This window comes from Serratia sp. SCBI (assembly GCF_000747565.1).
Taxonomy (GTDB): Bacteria; Pseudomonadota; Gammaproteobacteria; order Enterobacterales; family Enterobacteriaceae; genus Serratia; species Serratia ureilytica.
In genome coordinates, this window is the sequence record NZ_CP003424.1 from 515497 (window position 1) to 535745 (window position 20249).

Annotated in this window: 13 protein-coding genes, 1 tRNA gene and 2 pseudogenes; 7 read left to right on the plus strand and 9 right to left on the minus strand. The window is 58.6% G+C overall.

Features of this window, described 5'->3' with window-relative positions; all coding sequences use genetic code 11:
* Positions 1-8 precede the first annotated feature (8 nt).
* From pyrB to argF, 3 genes are all read right to left on the minus strand, one after another.
* Positions 9-944, minus strand: coding sequence for an aspartate carbamoyltransferase (gene pyrB / locus SERRSCBI_RS02365; RefSeq protein WP_004933375.1), 936 nt, complete (start codon positions 942-944; stop codon positions 9-11).
* A gap of 290 nt (positions 945-1234) precedes the next feature.
* Positions 1235-2803, minus strand: a complete 1569-nt coding sequence (locus tag SERRSCBI_RS02370) for an ABC transporter substrate-binding protein (protein ID WP_042783566.1) — start codon at positions 2801-2803, stop codon at positions 1235-1237.
* A gap of 196 nt (positions 2804-2999) precedes the next feature.
* Entirely contained in the window at positions 3000-4019 is a 1020-nt protein-coding gene (gene argF, locus SERRSCBI_RS02375; RefSeq protein WP_042783568.1) for an ornithine carbamoyltransferase, read from the minus strand.
* Between the two features lie 162 nt (positions 4020-4181).
* Here argF and rraB point away from each other — a divergent pair, with 162 nt between their 5' ends.
* Together rraB and miaE are read left to right on the plus strand one after the other, a co-directional pair.
* Entirely contained in the window at positions 4182-4607 is a 426-nt protein-coding gene (gene rraB / locus SERRSCBI_RS02380; RefSeq protein ID WP_025305115.1) for a ribonuclease E inhibitor RraB, read from the plus strand.
* A gap of 177 nt (positions 4608-4784) precedes the next feature.
* Positions 4785-5549, plus strand: coding sequence for a tRNA isopentenyl-2-thiomethyl-A-37 hydroxylase MiaE (gene miaE / locus SERRSCBI_RS02385; protein WP_042783574.1), 765 nt, complete (start codon positions 4785-4787; stop codon positions 5547-5549).
* A gap of 15 nt (positions 5550-5564) precedes the next feature.
* Here miaE and SERRSCBI_RS02390 read toward each other — a convergent pair whose 3' ends face one another.
* The 5 genes from SERRSCBI_RS02390 to pepA form a co-directional block, all read right to left on the minus strand.
* Positions 5565-7172: a GMC family oxidoreductase gene (locus tag SERRSCBI_RS02390; protein ID WP_042783575.1), complete on the minus strand. Its 1608-nt coding sequence runs from the start codon at positions 7170-7172 to the stop codon at positions 5565-5567.
* A 226-nt stretch (positions 7173-7398) separates the two neighbouring features.
* Entirely contained in the window at positions 7399-7902 is a 504-nt protein-coding gene (locus tag SERRSCBI_RS02395) for a GNAT family N-acetyltransferase (protein ID WP_042783576.1), read from the minus strand.
* A gap of 199 nt (positions 7903-8101) precedes the next feature.
* A complete protein-coding gene (locus SERRSCBI_RS02400) occupies positions 8102-10978 on the minus strand; it encodes a valine--tRNA ligase (protein ID WP_042783578.1) in 2877 nt (958 codons plus the stop codon).
* A 12-nt stretch (positions 10979-10990) separates the two neighbouring features.
* Positions 10991-11440: a DNA polymerase III subunit chi gene (locus SERRSCBI_RS02405; RefSeq protein WP_042783579.1), complete on the minus strand. Its 450-nt coding sequence runs from the start codon at positions 11438-11440 to the stop codon at positions 10991-10993.
* Positions 11441-11524: 84 nt separating this feature from the next.
* Positions 11525-13036, minus strand: a complete 1512-nt coding sequence (gene pepA / locus SERRSCBI_RS02410; protein ID WP_004933352.1) for a leucyl aminopeptidase — start codon at positions 13034-13036, stop codon at positions 11525-11527.
* Positions 13037-13318: 282 nt separating this feature from the next.
* Between pepA and lptF the strand changes: the two genes are divergently transcribed.
* From lptF to SERRSCBI_RS02430, 4 genes and pseudogenes are all read left to right on the plus strand, one after another.
* Entirely contained in the window at positions 13319-14413 is a 1095-nt protein-coding gene (lptF, locus tag SERRSCBI_RS02415) for an LPS export ABC transporter permease LptF (protein ID WP_033641697.1), read from the plus strand.
* Positions 14413-15483 (plus strand): LPS export ABC transporter permease LptG, encoded by a 1071-nt coding sequence (gene lptG / locus SERRSCBI_RS02420; protein WP_033641698.1) that lies wholly within the window; start codon positions 14413-14415, stop codon positions 15481-15483. The genes lptF and lptG overlap by 1 nt, the downstream gene beginning before the upstream one ends.
* A gap of 151 nt (positions 15484-15634) precedes the next feature.
* Positions 15635-16353: pseudogene (locus SERRSCBI_RS02425) on the plus strand (LuxR family transcriptional regulator).
* A gap of 989 nt (positions 16354-17342) precedes the next feature.
* Positions 17343-17427 (plus strand) — tRNA-Leu (locus tag SERRSCBI_RS02430).
* A 156-nt stretch (positions 17428-17583) separates the two neighbouring features.
* Here SERRSCBI_RS02430 and SERRSCBI_RS24505 read toward each other — a convergent pair.
* Positions 17584-18693 (minus strand): annotated as a pseudogene (locus tag SERRSCBI_RS24505) (IS3 family transposase).
* Positions 18694-19184: 491 nt separating this feature from the next.
* On the opposite strand from SERRSCBI_RS24505, the gene SERRSCBI_RS23895 reads away from it, so the two are divergent.
* Positions 19185-20237: a DNA cytosine methyltransferase gene (locus tag SERRSCBI_RS23895; RefSeq protein ID WP_071883521.1), complete on the plus strand. Its 1053-nt coding sequence runs from the start codon at positions 19185-19187 to the stop codon at positions 20235-20237.
* The last annotated feature ends 12 nt before the right edge of the window (positions 20238-20249 follow it).

Below are 20249 nucleotides of genomic sequence, written 5' to 3' on the forward strand. Positions count from 1 at the left end.
GTTCCCCCTTAAAGAGCCAAATCTGCGTTGAGCACCAGCGCCAGCAGCGCCTGACGGGCGAAGATGCCGTTGCCCGCCTGCTGGAAGTAGTAAGCGTGCGGCGTTTTATCCACGTCGGTGGCGATCTCGTCGATGCGCGGCAGCGGGTGCAGCACCTTGAGGTTGGCGCGCGCGCCGGCCAGATCTGCGGCACGCAGCACGAACTGCGCCTTCACGTTGGCGTACTCGGACGGATCGAGGCGCTCTTTCTGCACCCGGGTCATGTAGAGAATATCCAGCTCCGGCACCACTTCTTCAATGCTGCCGTGCAGGCTGTACTCGATGCCTTTCTCTTCCAGCATTTTCAGGATGTAGGCCGGCATCGCCAGCGCGTCCGGGGCGATGAAGTAGAAACGGTTGCCTTCGAATTTGGCCAGCGCCTGGGTGAGCGAGTGCACGGTGCGGCCGTACTTCAGATCGCCGACCATAGCAATGCTGAGGTTGCTCAGGCGCCCCTGGGTTTCCTGGATGGTGAACAGATCCAGCAGGGTCTGGGTCGGGTGCTGGTTGGCGCCGTCGCCGGCGTTGAGCACCGGCACGTTGCCGGAGAACTCCGAGGCCATGCGCGCCGCGCCTTCCTGCGGATGGCGCATCACGATGGCGTCCACATAGGTGCTGATCACCGAGATGGTGTCGGCCAGGGTTTCGCCTTTTTTGCCGAGCGAGGTGTTGCTGCCGTCGGCGAAACCGACCACCGAGGCGCCGAGGCGGTGCATCGAGGTTTCGAACGACAGGCGGGTACGGGTCGAGGCTTCGAAGAAGCAGCTGGCGATCACCTTGTGTTTCAACAGTTCCGGCTGCGGGTTGGCTTTCAGACCGGCGGCGGTGCGCAGCACCAGCTCCAGATCCTCGCGGCTGAGATCGTTAATAGAGATGATGTGTTTGTGATACAGCGGGTTGGCCATTTTTCACTCCTCCTCGACGCGTGCCCGTGGCGCGGGACTTTTTAAGGACAAAAAAAAGCCCCTCAATGAGGGGCTTGAAACGATCGGTTTAGCAACAGGAGAAACAACGGCAGCTGGCCGCCGATAGGCAGTCGGTTTTGTCGATTGCGGCTAACAAAACAAACGTCGTTTTTCATGCTTTCTCCTGGCAAATTGTGGCGCATTATACTCGCGCTTTTCGCCACTGCAAGCGTTAAAACGCCGTTTTTTGCCGCCCCGCAATCGATTGGCCGGCGATGGCCGCCTGCGGGCTATTTGCTGACGCGATCGTAGTAGACCATGTCGGCGTTCAGCCCCTGCTGGTAGCCTTTGATGTTGTCGCGCAGCACCACTTCGGTTTTGGCCTGATCGATAAACACGTACGGCGAACTGCGCTGCAGCTCCTGTTGCATGGCGGTGTACAGCGCGCGGCGCTTGGCCGGATCGGCTTCGGCCAGTGCCGCCAGCGTCTGCTTATTCAACTGCGGGATCTGCCAGCCGTTCAGCCCGGCCACCGTGCTGCTCTTGCCGTCGTTGTAGGCAAAGGCGCTGGCGTTGGAGTGGGCGTCGAAATAATCCGGGATCCACAGGCGGATTGCCGCCTGATGCTGCCTGGCGCGCACGCGGGAGTAAACCTGGCTGCCCGCGGCCGGCAGCAGCTCGACCTTCACGCCGGCGGCGGCGAAGCTGCCCTGCAGCGCCTGCGCGATGGTGATGAAAGGCGGCTTGTTCTCTACGTCCAGCGTAAAGGCGGCGTGGGTGATGCCCGCTTTGGCCAGGATGGCTTTCGCCTTGGCCGGATCGTAGCGGAACGGGTTGGTCTCCAGCGCGCCCGGCAGCCCGACCGGCAGGAAGCTCTGATGCACGAAGTATTGGCCCTTCAGCAGATCCTGGGTGATGCCCTGATAATCCACCAGATAGCGCGCCGCCTCCCAGAAGGCCGGGTTGTTCAGCAGCGGATTGGCGCCGTTGCCGGTGTTGAATACCAGGTAGTTTTGCTCGGCGGACGGGATCTCCAACACCTTAACCCCCGGCTGGTTCTTCAGCGTGTCGGTCTGGTCGGCGCCCAGTTCGCGGGCGATATCGGCGTCGCCCTGCTGGACCAGCAGGCGGCGGGTGGCCGGATCCGGCACGTTCTTGATGATGATGTTTTTCAGCTGCGGCTTGTCGCCCGGCGTCGTGGGGTTGGCGTCCAGCACGATCGCCTGATGCGGCTGATAGACGCGCATCTTGAACGGGCCGCTGCCGGCGGAGTGCATTTTCAGCCAGGCGTTGCCGAAGTCGCCGTCTTTGACGTTGGCCAGCGCCGCTTTGCTGTCGACGATCGAGGCGATCGGCGTCGAGAGGATATTCAGCGCCACCGCCGGGCTGACGTCCGCCGTCCAGCGCAGCTGCACGGTATGGTCGTCGATCTTCTTCAGCTGCGCGTCGATGTTGTCCGGCTGCCAGCCGAGCACGTTGAGGATGAACGCCGGCGACTTGTTCATTTTCACCGCGCGGCTGTAGGAGAAGATCACGTCGTCGGCGGTCAGCGGGTTGCCGGAGGCGAACGCCGCCTGCGGCCGCAGTTTTACCGTCAGCGTTTTGGCCGCCGCATCGCTCTGCCAGCTTTCCGCCAGCACCGGCGCCACCTTGGCCGGATCGTCGCGATCCGCCTGCACCAAGCGCTGGTACAGGCTGGGCACCGTCTGGATGCTGGAGAGTTCGTTGGCTTCCGCCGGATCGAGGCTGACGATGTCATCCAGCGATTGCACCACCACCAGCGTATTCGGCGGCGTGGCGGCCAACGCGGCGGCGGGCAGGGCGGCGAGCAGGAACAGCGGCAAGAGTTTGGTTTTCATCGATGTGTATCCCCTGAAGGCGCCGCAGGGCGGCGCTGAGAACGGTTTGTTATCGTTGGTTTTTACGGCGCGGGCGCCGTCGGCCTGTCACGGTAGAACCTTTGTCCGCGGCGGGCAAAGGCCAATGCGCTATTTGATATTCCAGGAATATATTAGCCGCCCTGGTCGGGGGCGCCAGGGCGGAGGGGGAGGCGTGTCAGAGCGTTGCGCTCAGCGTGGCGACCAGCACCGCCTTGATGGTATGCAGCCGGTTTTCCGCCTGATCGAACACCACGCTGTGCGCCGACTCGAACACCTCGTCGGTCACTTCCATGCCGCCGTGCAGATCGTACTGCTGCGCCATCTGCTTGCCGAGCGTGGTTTGATCGTCGTGGAACGCCGGCAGGCAGTGCAGGAACTTCACGTTCGGGTTGCCGGTCAGTTTCAGCATCGCCATGTTGACCTGATACGGCCGCAGCAGCGCGATACGCTCCTGCCAGGTCTCTTTCGGTTCGCCCATCGACACCCACACGTCGGTGTAGAGGAAATCGGCGTCTTGTACCCCTTCGGCGATGTCTTCGGTCAGGGTGAGTTTCGCGCCGGTTTGCTGCGCCAGCGCCTGGCATTCGGCCACCAGTTCCGGCTGCGGCCAACAGGCCTTCGGCGCCACCAGCCGCAGATCCATGCCCGCCAGCGCGGCGGCTTCCAGCAGCGTGTTGCCCATGTTGTTGCGCGCGTCGCCGACGTACGCCAGCTTCACTTCGTTCAGCGCCTTGCCCGGCAGGTGTTCCTGCACGGTGAGCAGATCCGCCAGCAATTGGGTAGGGTGGAACTCGTCGGTCAGGCCGTTCCACACCGGCACGCCGGCGTGCTGCGCCAGGGTTTCCACCAGCGCCTGGCCGTAGCCGCGGTACTGAATACCGTCGTACAGGCGGCCCAGCACCCGGGCGGTGTCTTTCATCGACTCTTTATGGCCGATCTGGCTGCCGCTCGGGCCGAGGTACGTGACCTGCGCGCCCTGATCGAATGCGGCAACTTCGAAAGAGCATCGCGTGCGGGTTGAGTCTTTTTCGAAGATGAGCGCAATGTTTTTGCCTTGCAGCCGGCGCTGTTCCTGCCCCTGCTTCTTGGCCTGCTTCAGATCGGCCGAAAGCTGCAGCAGCGCCTGCAGCTCGGCGGGGGTGAAATCCATTAACCTCAGAAAGTGACGTTGGTAGAACGCATTGCCGGTGCTCATAGTCCGATTCCCTGATTGCTTAATTGAATTAAAATTCACTTTATATGTATGAATATTCAATTTCAACCCCGGTGAGGAAATCTTTCACGTTTATCGTGGAAGCAATGTCGGCGGTGTGTGAAAATAGAAGGAATGAAGGCCATTTGACTTGAGGATATAGGCATGGCAAACCGCGAATTGCTGGAAGAACAACGTGAAGAGACCCGCCTGATCATCGAAGAGCTGCTGGAAGACGGCAGCGATCCGGACGCGCTCTACACCATCGAGCACCATCTGTCCGCCGAGAAATTTGAGGTTCTGGAGCAGGCCGCCGTTGAAGCCTTCAAGCTGGGCTACGAAGTGACCGACGCCGAAGAGCTGGAAGTGGAAGACGGTTCGATGGTGATGTGCTGCGACGTGATCAGCGAAGTCGGCCTGAACGCCGAGCTGATCGACGCTCAGGTCGAGCAGCTGGTGGCGCTGGCGGAGCGCTGCGGCGTCAACTACGACGGCTGGGGCACCTACTTCGAAGATCCGAACGGTGAAGACGGTGAGGATGACGAAGACGGCGACTATATCGACGAAGACGACGACGGCAAACGCCACTGATTAACCCCGCTTATTCACATGGGCCGGTTCTCGCCGGCCCCTGATATCCCCGTCGTCTTTCAAGCTGCAGCGTTGTTGGCTGCACTCTCTCACCCCAGTCACTTACCTGAGTAAGCTCCTGGGGATGAGTGAGCTGGCCGCCTAGCTGCAACTTGAAATACATAGGGCAATGACGCCATGACATACCAATCCCTGCTAGCCCCGATTTTAAGCTTCCTGCACTGTGAAACTCCCGACGCCTGGATCGACGCCGCGCGCCGTCCGGAAAACCTGCAGCTGTTGCTGACCGATCACCTGGTGTGCGAGCTGAAAGCCGCGCAGACCGGCATGTGGCTGATCCGCCGCTACGTGGCGGACAAAGAGAGCGGCGACGCGCTGTTGGCGCTGCTGCGGCCCTACGAGGCGTTTCTGCACGAAGCGCAGGGCGCGCCCGACACATTGTTCCGCCAGGGCCAGTTCACCCGCAAGATCCTGCCGAAAAACGGCTCGGCCTACGGCCAGGATCTGGCGGATCGCATGGTGCTGCTGATCAAGGAAGAACTGCATCATTTCTCGCAGGTGCTGGAGATCATGCAGGCACGCGGGATCCCGTATCGCAAGATCACCGCCAGCCGCTATGCCAAGGGGATGATCCGCGAGATCCGCACCCACGATCCGGCGACGCTGATCGACAAACTGATCTGCGGCGCCTACATCGAAGCGCGATCCTGCGAGCGCTTCGCCAAACTGGCGCCGCACCTGGACGATGAGCTGAACCGCTTTTACGTCTCGCTGCTGCGATCCGAAGCGCGTCACTATCAGGACTACCTGACACTGGCGGAACAGATCGCCGGCGGCGACATCAGCGAACGGGTGGCGCATTTCGGCCGCCTCGAGGCTGAATTGATCCTGTCGCCGGACAGCGAGCTGCGTTTTCACAGCGGCGTGCCCGTCGCCGCCTGACGTTGAGGCGCGTCCTTACTGCGGCGCGCCCAGCAATAAATCCACCGCCTTTTCCGCCAGCATAATGGTCGGCGCATTGGTATTGCCGCTGGTGAGCTGCGGCATCACTGAGCCGTCGATCACCCGCAGCCGTTCAAAACCGTGCACCCGCAGCTGCGGATCGGTCACCGCGTCCTGCGGCGACGGCCCCATGCGGCAGCTGCCCACCGGGTGATACACCGTCTTGCAGAAGTTGCGCACGAAGGCTTCCAGCTGTGAGTCGTCGCGCGTCCACTCCGGCTGCGGCATCAGCAGATCCTTGATCAGCGGCTTCAGCGCCGCGGTTTGCAGGAAGCCCAGGCCGAACTTCACCGCGCGCACGCTGCCGGCCAGATCGTCCGGGTGGCCGAGGTAGTTGGCGTGCAGCTTGACCGGATCGCGCGGGTTGCTGCTGCGCAGCAGCACTTCGCCGCGCGCCTTCGGTTGCAGGTAGCCGACCTTGAGCGTGAAGCCGTGAATGTTCGGCAGCGGCTCGCCGGGCACGTCGTCCCAGCTGTCGAGCATCGGCAGGAAGTGGATCTGCACGTCCGTGCGGCCATCGCCCCGGCTGTCGGTGAAGGCGGCGCCTTCCAGCACGTTGGACGAAAGCACCCCGCTGCGAAACGCCAGCCACTGCGCGCCGTGGCTCAGCGCCTGCAGGCCGCGATCGGCGCCGAACAGGCTGATCGGCTCGCGGGTGCTGACGTTGATCGACATGTGCAGATGGTCGTGGAAGTTTTTGCCCACCGGCAGATCCGCCCGCACCTCGATGCCCAGCTGCTGCAGGTGGTCGCGCGGGCCGATGCCGGACAGCATCAGCAGCTTCGGCGAACCGACCGCGCCGGCGCTGACGATCACTTCTTTGGTGGCGCGCGCGGTCACTTCCGCGCCGCCGTTCTGGCTGTAGACCACGCCGGTGGCGACGTTGCCCTCGAAGGTCAGCCGGTGCGCCAGGGCGTTCAGTTTCACCACCAGCCGCCGTTCGTCGCGCACCGCCTTCAGGTAGGTGCGGGCGGTGCTGGCGCGCTCGCCGTTGCGGGTGGTGGTTTGGTAGAAACCGACGCCGTGCTGGCTGTCGCCGTTGAAGTCGTTGCGATAGGGCAGGTTCAACTCCTGGCCGGCGCGGATAAACGCCATGCTCAGCGGGTGGCGATAGCGGTTTTCGCTGACCGGCAGCAGCCCGTCGGCGCCGTGGTAGTCGTCGGACAGGCTTTCGTTGGCCTCGGCGCGTTTGAAGTAGGGCAGCACCTCCCGGTAGCTCCAGCCGGCGCAGCCATAGCGCTCGGCCCAGTCGTCGTAATCTTGCGGCTGGCCGCGCAGGTAGATCATGCCGTTGACCGAACTGCTGCCGCCCAGCACTTTGCCCTGCGCGATCTGCATGCGGCGGTTGTTGGCGTGCGGTTCCGGTTCCGTTTCGTAGGGCCAGCTCTTTTTGGCGATGATCTTGGCCACGCCGGCCGGCATCTTGATAAACAGGTTATTGTCGTCGCCGCCGGCTTCCAGCAGCAGCACCCGCGCCTGGGTGCGGCGGATCAGCTGCGCCGCCAGCACGCAGCCGGCGGAACCGGCGCCGACGATAATGTAATCAAAGGTGTTTTCCGACATGACAGCTCTCCGTGCGCGATTGGGATACTGGCAGAGTAGCGCGGGGGAGCAAGCGGTCAATTTACGATCGTTAATTTATTAACGAACTTCACATTAAATTTACATCGCGGTTTTTAACGTCAGTTTATCTGCTTGAAAAACGGCGTTATAGCGAGTTTTACTGATTGATTGCGATATTAATAAAAAAGGCACAGCAAGCTGCGCCCTGATGAAGAGGCGGGGGCGATTACAGCGTTTTCAGCATGGTGACTTCGCAATCGACGTGGCCGGTGGCGCCCATCGCGTGGTCGATGTGTTCAAAGCCCAGGTGTTCGTACAGCGCGACGGCCTGCGTCAGGCTGGCGGTGGTCTCGAGGTAACAACAGCGGAAGCCGTGCCGGCGGGCGAAATCCAGCGCCTGCAGCGCCAGGCGTTTCGCCAATCCCTTGCCGCGCAATACCGGCAGGAAATACATCTTCTGCAATTCGCAAATATCGTCTGCGCCGCCCTGCAGCGGCGCGATGCCGCCGCCGCCGGCGACCTGGCCGTCCACCTCGATCACCCAGTAAGCGCTGCGCGGCAGGCTGTAGAGCTGATACAGGGCGTCCAGATTGGGATCGGAGACGGTATAGCCTTTATCCGCCGTCAGGCCGTGCTCGGCGGAGACTTCGCGAATGACGTGAGCAATGGCGGGATTGTCTTCCGCCGTGATGGGGCGCACCAGCAGGCGCGCCGGGGTTGCTGTTGTCATGTTTACACTCGCCATTGAAAGAGACCACGTTCGTTTTTCGTTTTTATCGCAGCACGAAACGCGCCGGGGATTATTTCCCGGCGGCGTCCCTGCAGCAGTAATATCTTGTAATAACATCTAACCCGACCCGGATGCAACGGCGATAAAAAAACAGCGGGGAAGACCCCGCTGTTTTCAGGCGTTGGCGTGAGCCGGTGGATTACAGCGCGGCGATGGTCGCCTGCTGTTCCTGCAGCTTCACTTTGCCTTCTTTGCAGGCCGCCAGGCGATCGCGCTCTTTGGCGACCACCGCTTCCGGCGCGCGCGCCACGAAGCCTTCGTTCGCCAGCTTGCCTTCGATCGAAGCGATTTCCGCATCCAGTTTGCCCATCTCTTTGGCCAGACGCGCGATCTCGGCGTCCTTGTCGATGAAACCGGCCATCGGGATCAGCAGCTCGGCGCCGTCCACCAGCTTGGTGACGGAGACCGGGCCTTTCTCTCCGGCCGGCAGCAGCGCGATGGATTCCAGGCGCGCCAGACGGGCGATAAAGCTTTGGTTCTCCTGCACGCGGCGCTGGGCGTCGGCGCTGCAGTTGCGCAGCAGCACGTCGAGCGTTTTGCTAGGCGCGATGTTCATCTCGGCGCGGATGTTGCGCACGGCGATGATGGTTTGCTTGATCCACTCCAGATCGTTCAGCGCCTGCTCGTCTTCCAGCGCGGCGTCGTAGGCCGGGAACGGCTGCAGCATGATGGTGTCTGCGGTCGTGCCGGTCAGCGGCTTCACGCGCTGCCAGATGGTTTCGGTGATGAACGGAATGATCGGGTGCGCCAGGCGCAGCAGCGCTTCCAGCACGGTGATCAGCGTGTGGCGGGTGCCGCGCTGTTCCGCTTCGCTGCCGTTGCTCACCACCGGCTTGGTCAGCTCCAGATACCAGTCGCAGAACTGGTTCCAGGTGAATTCGTACAGGATGTTGGCCGCCAGATCGAAGCGGTAGGTATCCAGCGCTTCGCGGTAGGCTTTCACCGTGCGGTTGAATTCGGCCAGGATCCAGCGATCCGCCAGCGACAGCACTTTCTCGCCGCCGTTGAAGCCGCAGTCGTGCGCTTCGGTGTTCATCAGCACGAAGCGGCTGGCGTTCCACAGCTTGTTACAGAAGTTGCGGTAGCCTTCCAGGCGCTTCATGTCCCAGTTGATGTCGCGGCCGGTCGAAGCCAGCGCCGCCAGGGTGAAGCGCAGGGCGTCGGTGCCGTGCGGCTCGATGCCGTTCGGGAACTGTTTCTCGGTGCGCTTGCGGATTTTCTCCGCCAGCTGCGGCTGCATCATGTTGCCGGTGCGTTTTTCCAGCAGATCTTCCAGCGAGATGCCGTCGACCATGTCCAGCGGATCGATCACGTTGCCTTTCGACTTGGACATCTTCTGGCCTTCGTCGTCGCGGATAAGGCCAGTCATGTAGACGGTCTTGAACGGCACCTGCGGCTTGCCGTTTTCATCCTTGATGAAGTGCATGGTCAGCATGATCATGCGCGCGATCCAGAAGAAGATGATGTCGAAGCCGCTGACCATCACGCTGGTCGGGTGGAAGGTTTTCAGCGCCTCGGTCTGCTCCGGCCAGCCCAGGGTAGAGAAGGTCCACAGGCCGGACGAGAACCAGGTGTCCAGTACGTCTTCGTCCTGGGTCAGCACCACGTCGGCGCCCAGGTTGTTCTCGCTGCGCACTTCTTCTTCGCTGCGGCCCACGTAGACTTTGCCGTTCACGTCGTACCAGGCCGGGATGCGGTGGCCCCACCACAGCTGACGCGAGATGCACCAGTCCTGGATGTCGCGCATCCAGCTGAAGTACATGTTTTCATACTGCTTCGGCACGAACTGGATATCGCCCTGTTCGACCGCTTCCACCGCCACTTTGGCCAGCGGCGCGGTGCGCACGTACCATTGGTCGGTCAGCATCGGCTCGATCACCACGCCGCCGCGGTCGCCGTAAGGCACCGTCAGGTCGTGCGGTTTGATCTCGTCCAGCAGGCCCAACTGATCGAAGGCGGCGACCACCGCTTTACGCGCCGCGAAGCGCTCCAGGCCGCGGAACTCGGCCGGGATCTCGTTGCAGTAATCGGTGCAGACTTCGCCCAGGGTGTTGAACACTTCCGCTTCCTGACGGATGTCGCCGTCGAAGGTCAGAATGTTGATCATCGGCAGGCCGTGGCGTTTGCCGACTTCGTAGTCGTTGAAATCGTGCGCCGGGGTGATCTTCACGCAGCCGGTGCCTTTTTCCATATCGGCGTGTTCGTCGCCGACGATGCGGATGCGGCGGCCGACCAGCGGCAGAATGATCTCTTTGCCGATCAGGTCTTTATAGCGCGGATCTTCCGGGTTGACCGCCACGCCGGTATCGCCCAGCACGGTTTCCGGACGGGTGGTGGCGACCACCAGGTAGTCTTTGCCCTCGGCGGTTTTCGCGCCGTCGGCCAGCGGGTAACGCAGGTGCCACATGGAACCTTTGGATTCGCGGTTTTCCACTTCCAGATCGGAGATGGCGGTGCGCAGCTTCGGATCCCAGTTCACCAGGCGCTTGCCGCGGTAGATCAGGTCTTCTTTGTGCAGACGGACAAACACTTCGCGCACCGCGTTCGACAGGCCTTCGTCCATGGTGAAGCGTTCGCGCTCCCAGTCCACGGAGTTGCCCAGACGGCGCATCTGGCGGGTGATGGTGCCGCCGGACTCCGCCTTCCACTGCCAGATTTTGTCGATGAACGCGTCACGGCCGTAGTCGTGGCGGGTTTTGCCTTCTTCCGCAGCGATCTTGCGCTCCACCACCATCTGGGTGGCGATGCCGGCGTGGTCGGTGCCCGCCTGCCACAGGGTGTTTTTACCCTGCATGCGCTGATAGCGAATCATGGTGTCCATGATGGTCTGCTGGAACGCGTGGCCCATGTGCAGGCTGCCGGTGACGTTCGGCGGCGGGATCATGATGCAGAAGCTTTCCTGGCTGGTGTCGCCGTTCGGCTTGAAGTAACCCTGACTCTCCCAGTGATCGTACAGCTTCTGTTCGATCTGTTTTGGGTCGTATGCGGTGTCGAGCTGACTGTTTGTCTTTTCCATTCTTTATCGTATTCAGTGAGTTGGCGGCGTAGCCGTGGTCAAATGGAAGCCGACGCTGCGATAGGCCTTGTAACGGTCGCGCGCCAACTGTTTCAGAGTGTCTTCGTAAGGAACGAAGTCTACCACTTCATGGAAAGCGGTAGCAAAATCGGCAAACTGCGGCAGCAGGGCGATCAGCAGATCGCGCGGGGCATTGCCGCGCTTGCCGGGCCAGCACAGTTCCACCGGCGCGCCGTAGTGCGGCCCTTCGCCGGCCAGGTTGTGCGGCACGAATTCATGCGGCTCGCGCTGCCACAGCGCTTCGTCCAGCCGCTGGGCCTGCTCCTGGCTCTCGCAGGCGATCAGCACCCGCTTGCCGGCGCGGAAGCCGCTGGCGGCAACGGCGCAGGCCACGGCCTCATGGGCGCTGAGCGCGCCTGACGGTTCCGCGTTGTCGAGCAAATAAAACGTCGCCTGTTTCATTAAGGATCCACCGCTGCCGATAAAAAAATGTAGGGGCACAGCATGCTGTGCCCCTTGGGATTATACCTGAATTACCGCTCAGATTTAATCGTCGCCGTTCAGGCCTGCGCGGTTCAATAGGAACTGCGACAGCAGCGCGACCGGGCGGCCGGTCGCGCCCTTGGCTTTACCGGAGCGCCAGGCGGTGCCGGCGATGTCCAGGTGCGCCCAGGTGTACTTGCGGGTGAAGCGCGACAGGAAGCAGGCGGCGGTGATGGCGCCGCCAGGGCGGCCACCGATGTTCGCCATGTCGGCGAAGTTGGAGTCCAACTGCTCGTAGTACTCGTCGGCCATCGGCAGACGCCAGGCGCGATCGCCGGCCTGCTCGGAAGCGCCCAGCAGCTCGTGCGCCAGCGGGTTGTGGTTCGACATCAGGCCGGTGATGTGGTGGCCCAGGGCGATCACGCAGGCGCCGGTCAGGGTGGCGATGTCGATCACCAGCTCCGGCTCGAAGCGCTCGACGTAGGTCAGGGTGTCGCACAGCACCAGACGGCCTTCGGCGTCGGTGTTGAGCACCTCGACGGTCTGGCCGGACATGGTGGTCAGCACGTCGCCCGGACGATACGCCCGGCCGCCCGGCATGTTTTCACAGCCGGCCAGCACGCCGATCACGTTCAGCGGCAGGTTCAGTTCCGCCACCACGCGCATCACGCCGTACACGGTCGCCGCGCCGCACATGTCGTATTTCATCTCGTCCATGCCGTCGGCCGGTTTGATCGAGATGCCGCCGGAGTCGAAGGTCAGCCCTTTGCCTACCAGCACGATCGGCTTAGCGTCCGGATTTGGGTTGCCCTTATATTCCATCACCGACATCAATGATTCGTTCTGCGAACCGGCGCCGACCGCCAGATAGGCGTTCATGCCCAGCTCTTTCATCTGCTGTTCGCCGATGACGCGAGTGGTGATGTTAGTGCTGAAGGCGTCCGCCAGTTGGCGGGCCTGTGAGGCCAGGTAGCCGGCGTTACAGATGTTCGGCGGCATGTTGCCGAGATCTTTGGCCGCCTTGATGCCGGAAGCCACCGCCAGGCCATGCTGGATGGCGCGCTCGCCGCTGGTGAGCTCACGGCGGGTCGGCACGTTGAACACCATTTTGCGCAGCGGACGACGCGGCTCCACCTTGTTGCTTTTCAGCTGATCGAAGGTGTAGAGCGTCTCTTTGGCGGTTTCCACCGCCTGACGCACTTTCCAGTAGGTGTTGCGGCCTTTCACGTGCAGTTCGGTCAGGAAGCAGACCGCTTCCATCGAGCCGGTGTCGTTGAGGGTATTGATGGTTTTCTGGATCACCTGCTTGTATTGGCGCTCATCGAGCTCGCGCTCTTTGCCGCAGCCGATCAGCAGGATGCGCTCGGAGAGAATGTTGGGCACATGGTGCAGTAGCAGCGTCTGCCCGACCTTGCCTTCCAATTCGCCACGGCGCAGCAATGCGCTGATATAACCATCACTGATTTTGTCGAGTTGTTCTGCGATAGGGGACAGGCGGCGCGGTTCGAAAACGCCGACTACAATACAGGCACTGCGCTGTTTTTCCGGGCTACCGCTTTTTACACTGAACTCCATGCACTCTCCTGAATCTTAAAGACAAAGGCGGACGCTACGGCTAGAATAATCGACTCCGTAACGATCTCCCGCTATTTGAGTTAACGGATTATGTTAACCTGAACGGCGTAAATTGCTCTGTTTTGGCGACTATAAGCAAGTTCCTATAGGACACCCAAACGGCTTGATGTTGTAATACTATTTTAGCTGTGAAGGTTGCCATATGATGAGAATAAATGGCGGATTAGCGATGAAATTATCGATTTTCCTGCAAAAAGACAAGTTTTCACAGGCGTAATAAGCGTGATCATCATAAGATATCTGGTACGGGAAACGCTCAAGAGCCAAATCGCCATCCTGTTCATCCTGCTTCTGATCTTCTTTTGTCAGAATTTGGTCAGGGTGTTGGGCGACGCGGTGGACGGCAATATCCCGACAAACTTAGTACTCTCTCTGCTCGCGTTGGGCGTGCCGAAAATGGCGCAGCTCATCCTGCCCTTGAGCCTGTTTCTCGGCTTGCTGATGACGCTTGGGCGGTTGTATACCGAGAGCGAAATCACCGTCATGCACGCCTGCGGGCTGGGCAAACGCACCCTGATTATCGCCGCCATGATCCTGGCGCTGCTCACCTCTGCGATCGCGGCGGTGAACGTATTTTGGGCCGGCCCCTGGGCCTCGCGCTATCAGGACGTGGTGGTGAACGAAGCCAAGGCCAACCCGAGCATCGCCGGGCTGGCGGAAGGGCAGTTCAAACCCTCGCAGGACGGCAACGCGGTGCTGTTTATCGGCAACGTGAAGGGCAGCACCTTCAACGACGTGTTCCTGGCGCAGCTGCGACCGAACGGCAACCAACGTCCGTCGGTGGTGGTGGCCGAGCACGGCAACATCGTGCAGCAGAAAGACGGCTCGCAGGTGGTGACGCTCGACAAGGGCACCCGCTTTGAAGGCACCGCGCTGCTGCGCGACTTCCGCATTACCGACTTCACCGACTACAAGGCGGTGATTGGCCACCGCACCGTGGCGGCGGACAACACCGAATCCGAACAGATGTCGATGCAGACGCTGTGGGAATCCGACGATCCGGACGCGCGCGCCGAATTCCACTGGCGCCTGACGCTGGTGGTGTCGGTGGCGCTGATGGCGCTGCTGGTGGTGCCGCTCAGCGTGGTGAACCCGCGCCAGGGCCGCGTGCTGAGCATGCTGCCGGCCATCCTGCTGTACCTGATCTTCTTCCTGCTGCAGACCTCGCTGCGCTCCAACGCCGGCAAGGGCAAGCTGGATCCGATGCTGTGGCTGTGGCTGGTTAACGGCGTTTACTTCGCGCTGGCGCTGGCGCTGAACCTGTGGGATACCGTGCCGATGCGCAAGCTGCGCGCACGCCTGAGAGGAGCGGCCTGATGTTTGGCGTATTAGACCGTTATATCGGTAAAACGATTTTCAACACCATCATCATGACGCTGTTCATGCTGGTGTCGCTGTCCGGCATCATCAAGTTCGTCGATCAGCTGCGCAAGGTCGGCCAGGGCGAATACACCGCGTTGAGCGCCGGCATGTACACCCTGCTGAGCGTGCCGAAAGACATCGAGATCTTCTTCCCGATGGCGGCGCTGCTCGGCGCGCTGCTCGGCCTGGGCCAGCTCGCGACGCGCAGCGAACTGGTGGTGATGCAGGCTTCCGGCTTCACCCGCCTGCAGATCGCCGGCTCGGTGATGAAAACCGCCATTCCGCTGGTGCTGCTGACCATGGCGATCGGTGAGTGGGTGGCGCCGCAGGGCGAGCAGATGGCGCGCAACTACCGCGCCCAGCAGATGTACGGCGGCTCGCTGCTTTCGACCAAGAGCGGGCTGTGGGCGAAGGACGGCAACGATTTCATCTACATCGAGCGCGTCTCCGGCGATAAAGAACTCTCCGGCGTCAACATCTACCACTTCAACGATCAGCGTCGCCTGGAGACGGTGCGCTATGCCGCCACCGCCAGCTTCGAGAACGGCCTGTGGCAGCTTTCGCAGGTGGACACCTCGGATCTGACCAACCCGAAACAGGTGACCGGCACCCAGACGCTGACCGGCGAATGGAAAACCAATCTGACCCCGGACAAGCTGGGCGTGGTGGCGCTGGATTCGGATTCGCTCTCCATCAGCGGGCTGCACAACTACGTGAAGTACCTGAAGCAGAGCGGCCAGGAATCCAACAAATACCAGCTCAACATGTGGCGAAAAATCTTCTCGCCGCTGTCGGTGGCGGTGATGATGCTGATGGCGCTGTCGTTCATCTTCGGCCCGCTGCGCAGCGTGCCGATGGGCATCCGCGTGGTGACCGGCATCAGCTTCGGCTTCCTGTTCTATGTACTGGATCAGATCTTCGGCCCGCTGAGCATGGTTTACAGCATGCCGCCGGTGCTGGGGGCACTGCTGCCGAGCATGCTGTTCCTGCTGATCAGCGTGTATATGCTGCTCAAACGCAAGTAGCGGAGCGAGCGGTATGGGAAAAGGCGTGGCCGCAGGGCCGCGCCTTTTTTGTGGGTGCTGTATGCCCCCGGTGAACCACTCCCCCGACCTGTCGCTTTTCGTCGTGCTATAGTCAACCCTGCGGCATGCGGATAGAGGGAGCGGGCAGTCAATGGAAGACGAATACAATCTCAGCAATATCATCGGCAAGCGCCTGGAAGCGGCGTTGGGGAGTTGGGCGAGCTCCTGTGGGCGTATGTGGTGTTATCCAAAAAAGACATTTCCTGTATTTTTGGCGTCACCAACTACCCGACTGAATGGGTTAACAAGTATCAAGAGCAGGGGTTGCAGTACATTGATCCGGTGGTGATTACCGCCCGCAACCGCCTGACCCCCTTCGCCTGGGACGAGCAAATCATGGCCGACTCAGGGCTGCATTTTCCCGAACTGTTCGAGCAGGCCCGCGAGTTTGGCGTGACGCACGGCTATACCTTCGTATTGCACGATTACAACAACAATCTCGTCACGCTTTCCTTTGCCTTCAGCGCAGAACAGAAAGCGGAAATCATCCCGGCGCTCATCGAACGTAAAGGTGAAATCTCGGTATTGCTGGCCTCAATCCATGAGTCGTATCTGGCGCTGGCCCCGCCGTCAGATAAAAACGCCGCAGCGCTGGAGGGCAACGCCCGCTTTACCGACAGGGAAAACGAAATCCTCTATTGGGCCAGCGTGGGTAAAACCTACCAGGAAACGGCGATGATCCTGGGCATAAAGACCGGCACCATCAAGTACCATATGTCCAACGTCGTCAAAAAATTGGGGGTCACGAATGCCCGACATGCCGTGCGCCTGGGGATGGAGCTGCGGCTGATTAAGCCGGTGGATGGATAGGCTGCTCGCTCACGGCAGCTTTCGAACCGGGAAATGACGGGCGTTAATCGGTATTGAGTGGGCTGTGTGGCGGCTCACGAGAGGGAAGCAATACAGCACCGGCCCCGATTTCTACGATGTAAAATAATAACCTGCATGAACTGATAAAGGTCTAGTAAGGGACTGTACTTTAGTCTAACTAGTTTCTCACCCCTTAAGGCGATACACTTTCCCGGTAATGTTTTGATAAAAAATAATAAAAAAAAACCTGACCGCGTAGGTCAGGCTGCCAATATTGGCCAACACCAGGGAAAATTTTCTTACATCATCTTAAAGCTATTAACTCTGCAGAGGCAAGTGTTCTCTGCTGGTTTTTACGCCTTGAGTTGCTATTTTGTTACGTATGTACGCTATTTTCTGGTGATTTTAGATAACCCCCTATCTAAACGAAATAGCGTCTCTCCCCTGAAAGCAGCATTCCGCTTCTTTATTTCCCCATCTGTCATTCATTAATGAAAAAATAGTGTTCTCGGAATGTTGCGCAACCTCATTCTTTATTCGCTGACACATTGTTATGCAATTATTTGCAGCATTGCCATTACGGCTGGGGATTATTTTGTTTTTGCCAGGCACAGGGTGAGACAGTGGCAATGGGGGCAGGTGCTACCTTCCGCGTGGCGGGCTCCTGAACCTGTTTCGCTAGTTGGGCGAGCGGCTCTGGCTCGTGGGAGTGAATGACGTGCGGCACAGGAGCCACCATTGCTCTGTGCAACGACGTTGGAACCTGGGATCGGACGGCATTGCGTGAGCGTGGTGACTGAGCCAGGATGCTCGTTGCAATGCAGTTATGCTCATCAACGAGGTTGGGAAGGGCGCACAGCGAGAAGATAGGGCGGGCAAACGCGCGTTGCGGCGGTTTTTTCGACACTTAACTCATTGAACAACGGATAAGTGTTGCGTGCTGGTCGCGGGAAGGTATAATTCACCCGTTTTCCGCATACTACTTCAGTGCCGAAGTGGCGAAATCGGTAGACGCAGTTGATTCAAAATCAACCGTAGAGATACGTGCCGGTTCGAGTCCGGCCTTCGGCACCATCGGAACATCAATAGACGTCAACGGACGTCTTTTTTGTGCCTGAAATCCAGTATTTACCTATCTTTCCCGCTATAGCAACTCTCTCAAGGTCAACCGACTTCAACGTACATCTACCAACAAATGTTGGTACAGATGATGGTGTAAGCACACCCGTTTTAGTTCCATGCACTTTTTGAGATTTCCGGTTTTTCGGCCATCAGCCGGTACTCCTCCGGTGTCAGGTTATTCAGGGATTCATGAGGTCGCTCGCTGTTGTATTCCATCAGCCAGTGCTCTGTGATCTCCCGCGCTTCATTCAGGGTTCTGAACAGATAAAAATCCAGGATTTCTGTCCGGTACGTCCGGTTAAACCGTTCGATAAAGGCATTCTGCGTTGGTTTTCCCGGTTTGATAAATTCCAGCATCACTCCATGCTCTTCAGCCCACTGTGCCATCGTCAGTGAGACCAGTTCTGGTCCGTTATCCATCCGCAATTTCAGTGGATAACCCCGGTTTGCCACTATTCTGTCCAGCACCCTGACCACCCGCTGTGCCGGGATATTCAGATCGATTTCTATTGCGAGGGCCTCGCGGTTAAAGTCATCAACCACATTGAAGGTCCGGAAGCGTCTGCCGCAGACCAGCGCATCATGCATAAAATCGATGGACCAGCTCTGGTTAAGCGCTTCCGCGTTGCCAGTGGCGTCGGGTTACGCGCAGGTAAACGCTGTTTTCCCTTGCGACGAAAATTAAGTTTCAGCAGGCAGTAAATCCGGTGAACGCGTTTATGGTTCCAGTTGTTACCTTGCCTGCGCAGCAGCTGGAATAGCTTCTTAAAACCGTATCGCGGGTAGCGCTCTGCCAGCTCAGTCAGCACCTGATCACCGGTTCATCGCGCCGGGTATCGGGCTGGTAAAAATAGACCGTCCTGCTCAGCGATAACGTCCTGCAGGCCTGGCGAATGCTTATGGTAAATTGCGCAGTCAGGTAACCGACGAGCTCACGCTTTATCGCTGGTTTTAAAGCTTTTTTTCGATAACGTCTTTCAGTGCCCGGCATTCAAGGCTGAGATCAGCAAACATCTGTTTGAGGCGACGGTTTTCATCCTCTAGGTCTTTCATCTTTTTGATATCAGAGGCCTCCATACCGCCAAACTTCGCTTTCCAGTTGTAATAGCTGGCTTCAGAGATACCAGCTTCACGGCAGACATCCTTAACGGTACGTCCGGCTTCGACAGATTTCAGAACGGCAATGATCTGGTGTTCGGTGAATCGGGCTTTACGCATGGTGATCTCCTCACAGGACATAATCAGTATGTAGGAAGATCTCTAAAAGTGAATGGTTCGGTTTACCGGGGTGGGGTCAGTCCAACTATAGGGCAGGATCGTCTACCGGGGTGGGGTCAGTCCAATAGGGCAGGAGCGTCTACAGGAGTGGGTCAGTCCATCCAGTATTCGTTTACCCCACAAGCTGTTCATGAGATCATACAAGCAAACAACTTCTGGTATGGGGCTTTTCAGTCTAGATCGCTGGTCATCGGTTGAATGAATCTTAGAAGACTCTGGTAACAGCAAAATCACCTTTATGTGCAGCCCCAAGATGCTGTATTTTTATACATAAAATACTTCATCATGGAAGTTGTAAGCTAAAGGCGCTCGCAAATGGTTGCATCTTGGATGTTGTACAAATACTAATGAAGTGGAAATAAGATCTTGATACTCTTGTAGTAATTAATTTATGGGTATCTCTAAGTCTTTGAAAAGATGAGAAGAGTTAAATGAAGAAAGTATCTTGTGTCGATTTGTTTTGTGGTGCAGGTGGATTAACGCATGGCCTTGTACTTGAAGGCTTACCTGTAGTTGCAGGAATTGACATGGATCCGGCCTGCAAATTCCCTTACGAATCAAACAACAATGCCAAATTTATAGAACGAGATATAAGCAAAGTAACAACAACCGAATTAGATGCATTGTTTGGCGGTGCTGACATCAAGATTCTCGCAGGCTGCGCGCCTTGCCAACCATTTTCTACCTATACACAACGTTATGAATCGGATGGTAAGGATGGTAAATGGGGGCTCCTGTATGAGTTTGCACGCCTAGCAGAAGGTACTCGCCCAGATGTGATCACGATGGAAAATGTTCCTACTGTGGCTAAACACCAAGTGTTCCACGACTTCGTCGAGGCATTGAAGTGTATTGGCTACAGCGTATGGTTTAGCATTGTTGATTGCACTCATTTCGGTGTTCCACAAACACGTAAGAGAATGGTTTTATTGGCATCACTCCATGGCGAGATAAAAATGTCTTCTCCAACGAGTACAAAACCCAAAACAGTAAGAGAAGCTATAGGCCATTTGCGCGCATTAAATGCTGGCGAAGCCGCTCCAGGAGATAAGCTGCATGTTACCTCCACATTGTCAGATAAGAATCTGGAACGTATTAAGGCCTCAAAACCAGGAGGAACCTGGCGTGACTGGCCAGAACATCTTGTTGCCGATTGTCATCGAACAGAAAGTGGCAGAACTTACGCTAGTGTTTATGGCCGTATGGAATGGGACAAACCAGCACCAACCATGACAACGCAGTGCTATGGTTTCGGAAATGGTCGATTTGGGCATCCTGAACAGAACCGCGCAATCTCCCTGAGAGAAGCGGCAATTCTTCAGAGTTTTCCTCGTAACTATGCATTTATTCCCCATGATGGGCCAGTAAGTTTAAGGATTCTAGGGCGCTTAATCGGGAATGCAGTCCCAGTTGAACTTGGCCGAGCAATTGCACGCAGTATTAATTCACATCTTGCAAATGTGAATATGGTCACTGTGGAATGAAAAATATTTACT

Excerpts from the sequence above, each read along its gene's own strand:
- pyrB (WP_004933375.1), bottom strand. The coding sequence starts at position 944 with ATGGCCAACCCGCTGTATCACAAACACATCATCTCTATTAACGATCTC.
- SERRSCBI_RS02370 (WP_042783566.1), bottom strand. The coding sequence starts at position 2,803 with ATGAAAACCAAACTCTTGCCGCTGTTCCTGCTCGCCGCCCTGCCCGCC.
- argF (WP_042783568.1), bottom strand. The coding sequence starts at position 4,019 with ATGAGCACCGGCAATGCGTTCTACCAACGTCACTTTCTGAGGTTAATG.
- rraB (WP_025305115.1), top strand. The coding sequence starts at position 4,182 with ATGGCAAACCGCGAATTGCTGGAAGAACAACGTGAAGAGACCCGCCTG.
- miaE (WP_042783574.1), top strand. The coding sequence starts at position 4,785 with ATGACATACCAATCCCTGCTAGCCCCGATTTTAAGCTTCCTGCACTGT.
- SERRSCBI_RS02390 (WP_042783575.1), bottom strand. The coding sequence starts at position 7,172 with ATGTCGGAAAACACCTTTGATTACATTATCGTCGGCGCCGGTTCCGCC.
- SERRSCBI_RS02395 (WP_042783576.1), bottom strand. The coding sequence starts at position 7,902 with ATGACAACAGCAACCCCGGCGCGCCTGCTGGTGCGCCCCATCACGGCG.
- SERRSCBI_RS02400 (WP_042783578.1), bottom strand. The coding sequence starts at position 10,978 with ATGGAAAAGACAAACAGTCAGCTCGACACCGCATACGACCCAAAACAG.
- SERRSCBI_RS02405 (WP_042783579.1), bottom strand. The coding sequence starts at position 11,440 with ATGAAACAGGCGACGTTTTATTTGCTCGACAACGCGGAACCGTCAGGC.
- pepA (WP_004933352.1), bottom strand. The coding sequence starts at position 13,036 with ATGGAGTTCAGTGTAAAAAGCGGTAGCCCGGAAAAACAGCGCAGTGCC.
- lptG (WP_033641698.1), top strand. The coding sequence starts at position 14,413 with ATGTTTGGCGTATTAGACCGTTATATCGGTAAAACGATTTTCAACACC.
- SERRSCBI_RS23895 (WP_071883521.1), top strand. The coding sequence starts at position 19,185 with ATGAAGAAAGTATCTTGTGTCGATTTGTTTTGTGGTGCAGGTGGATTA.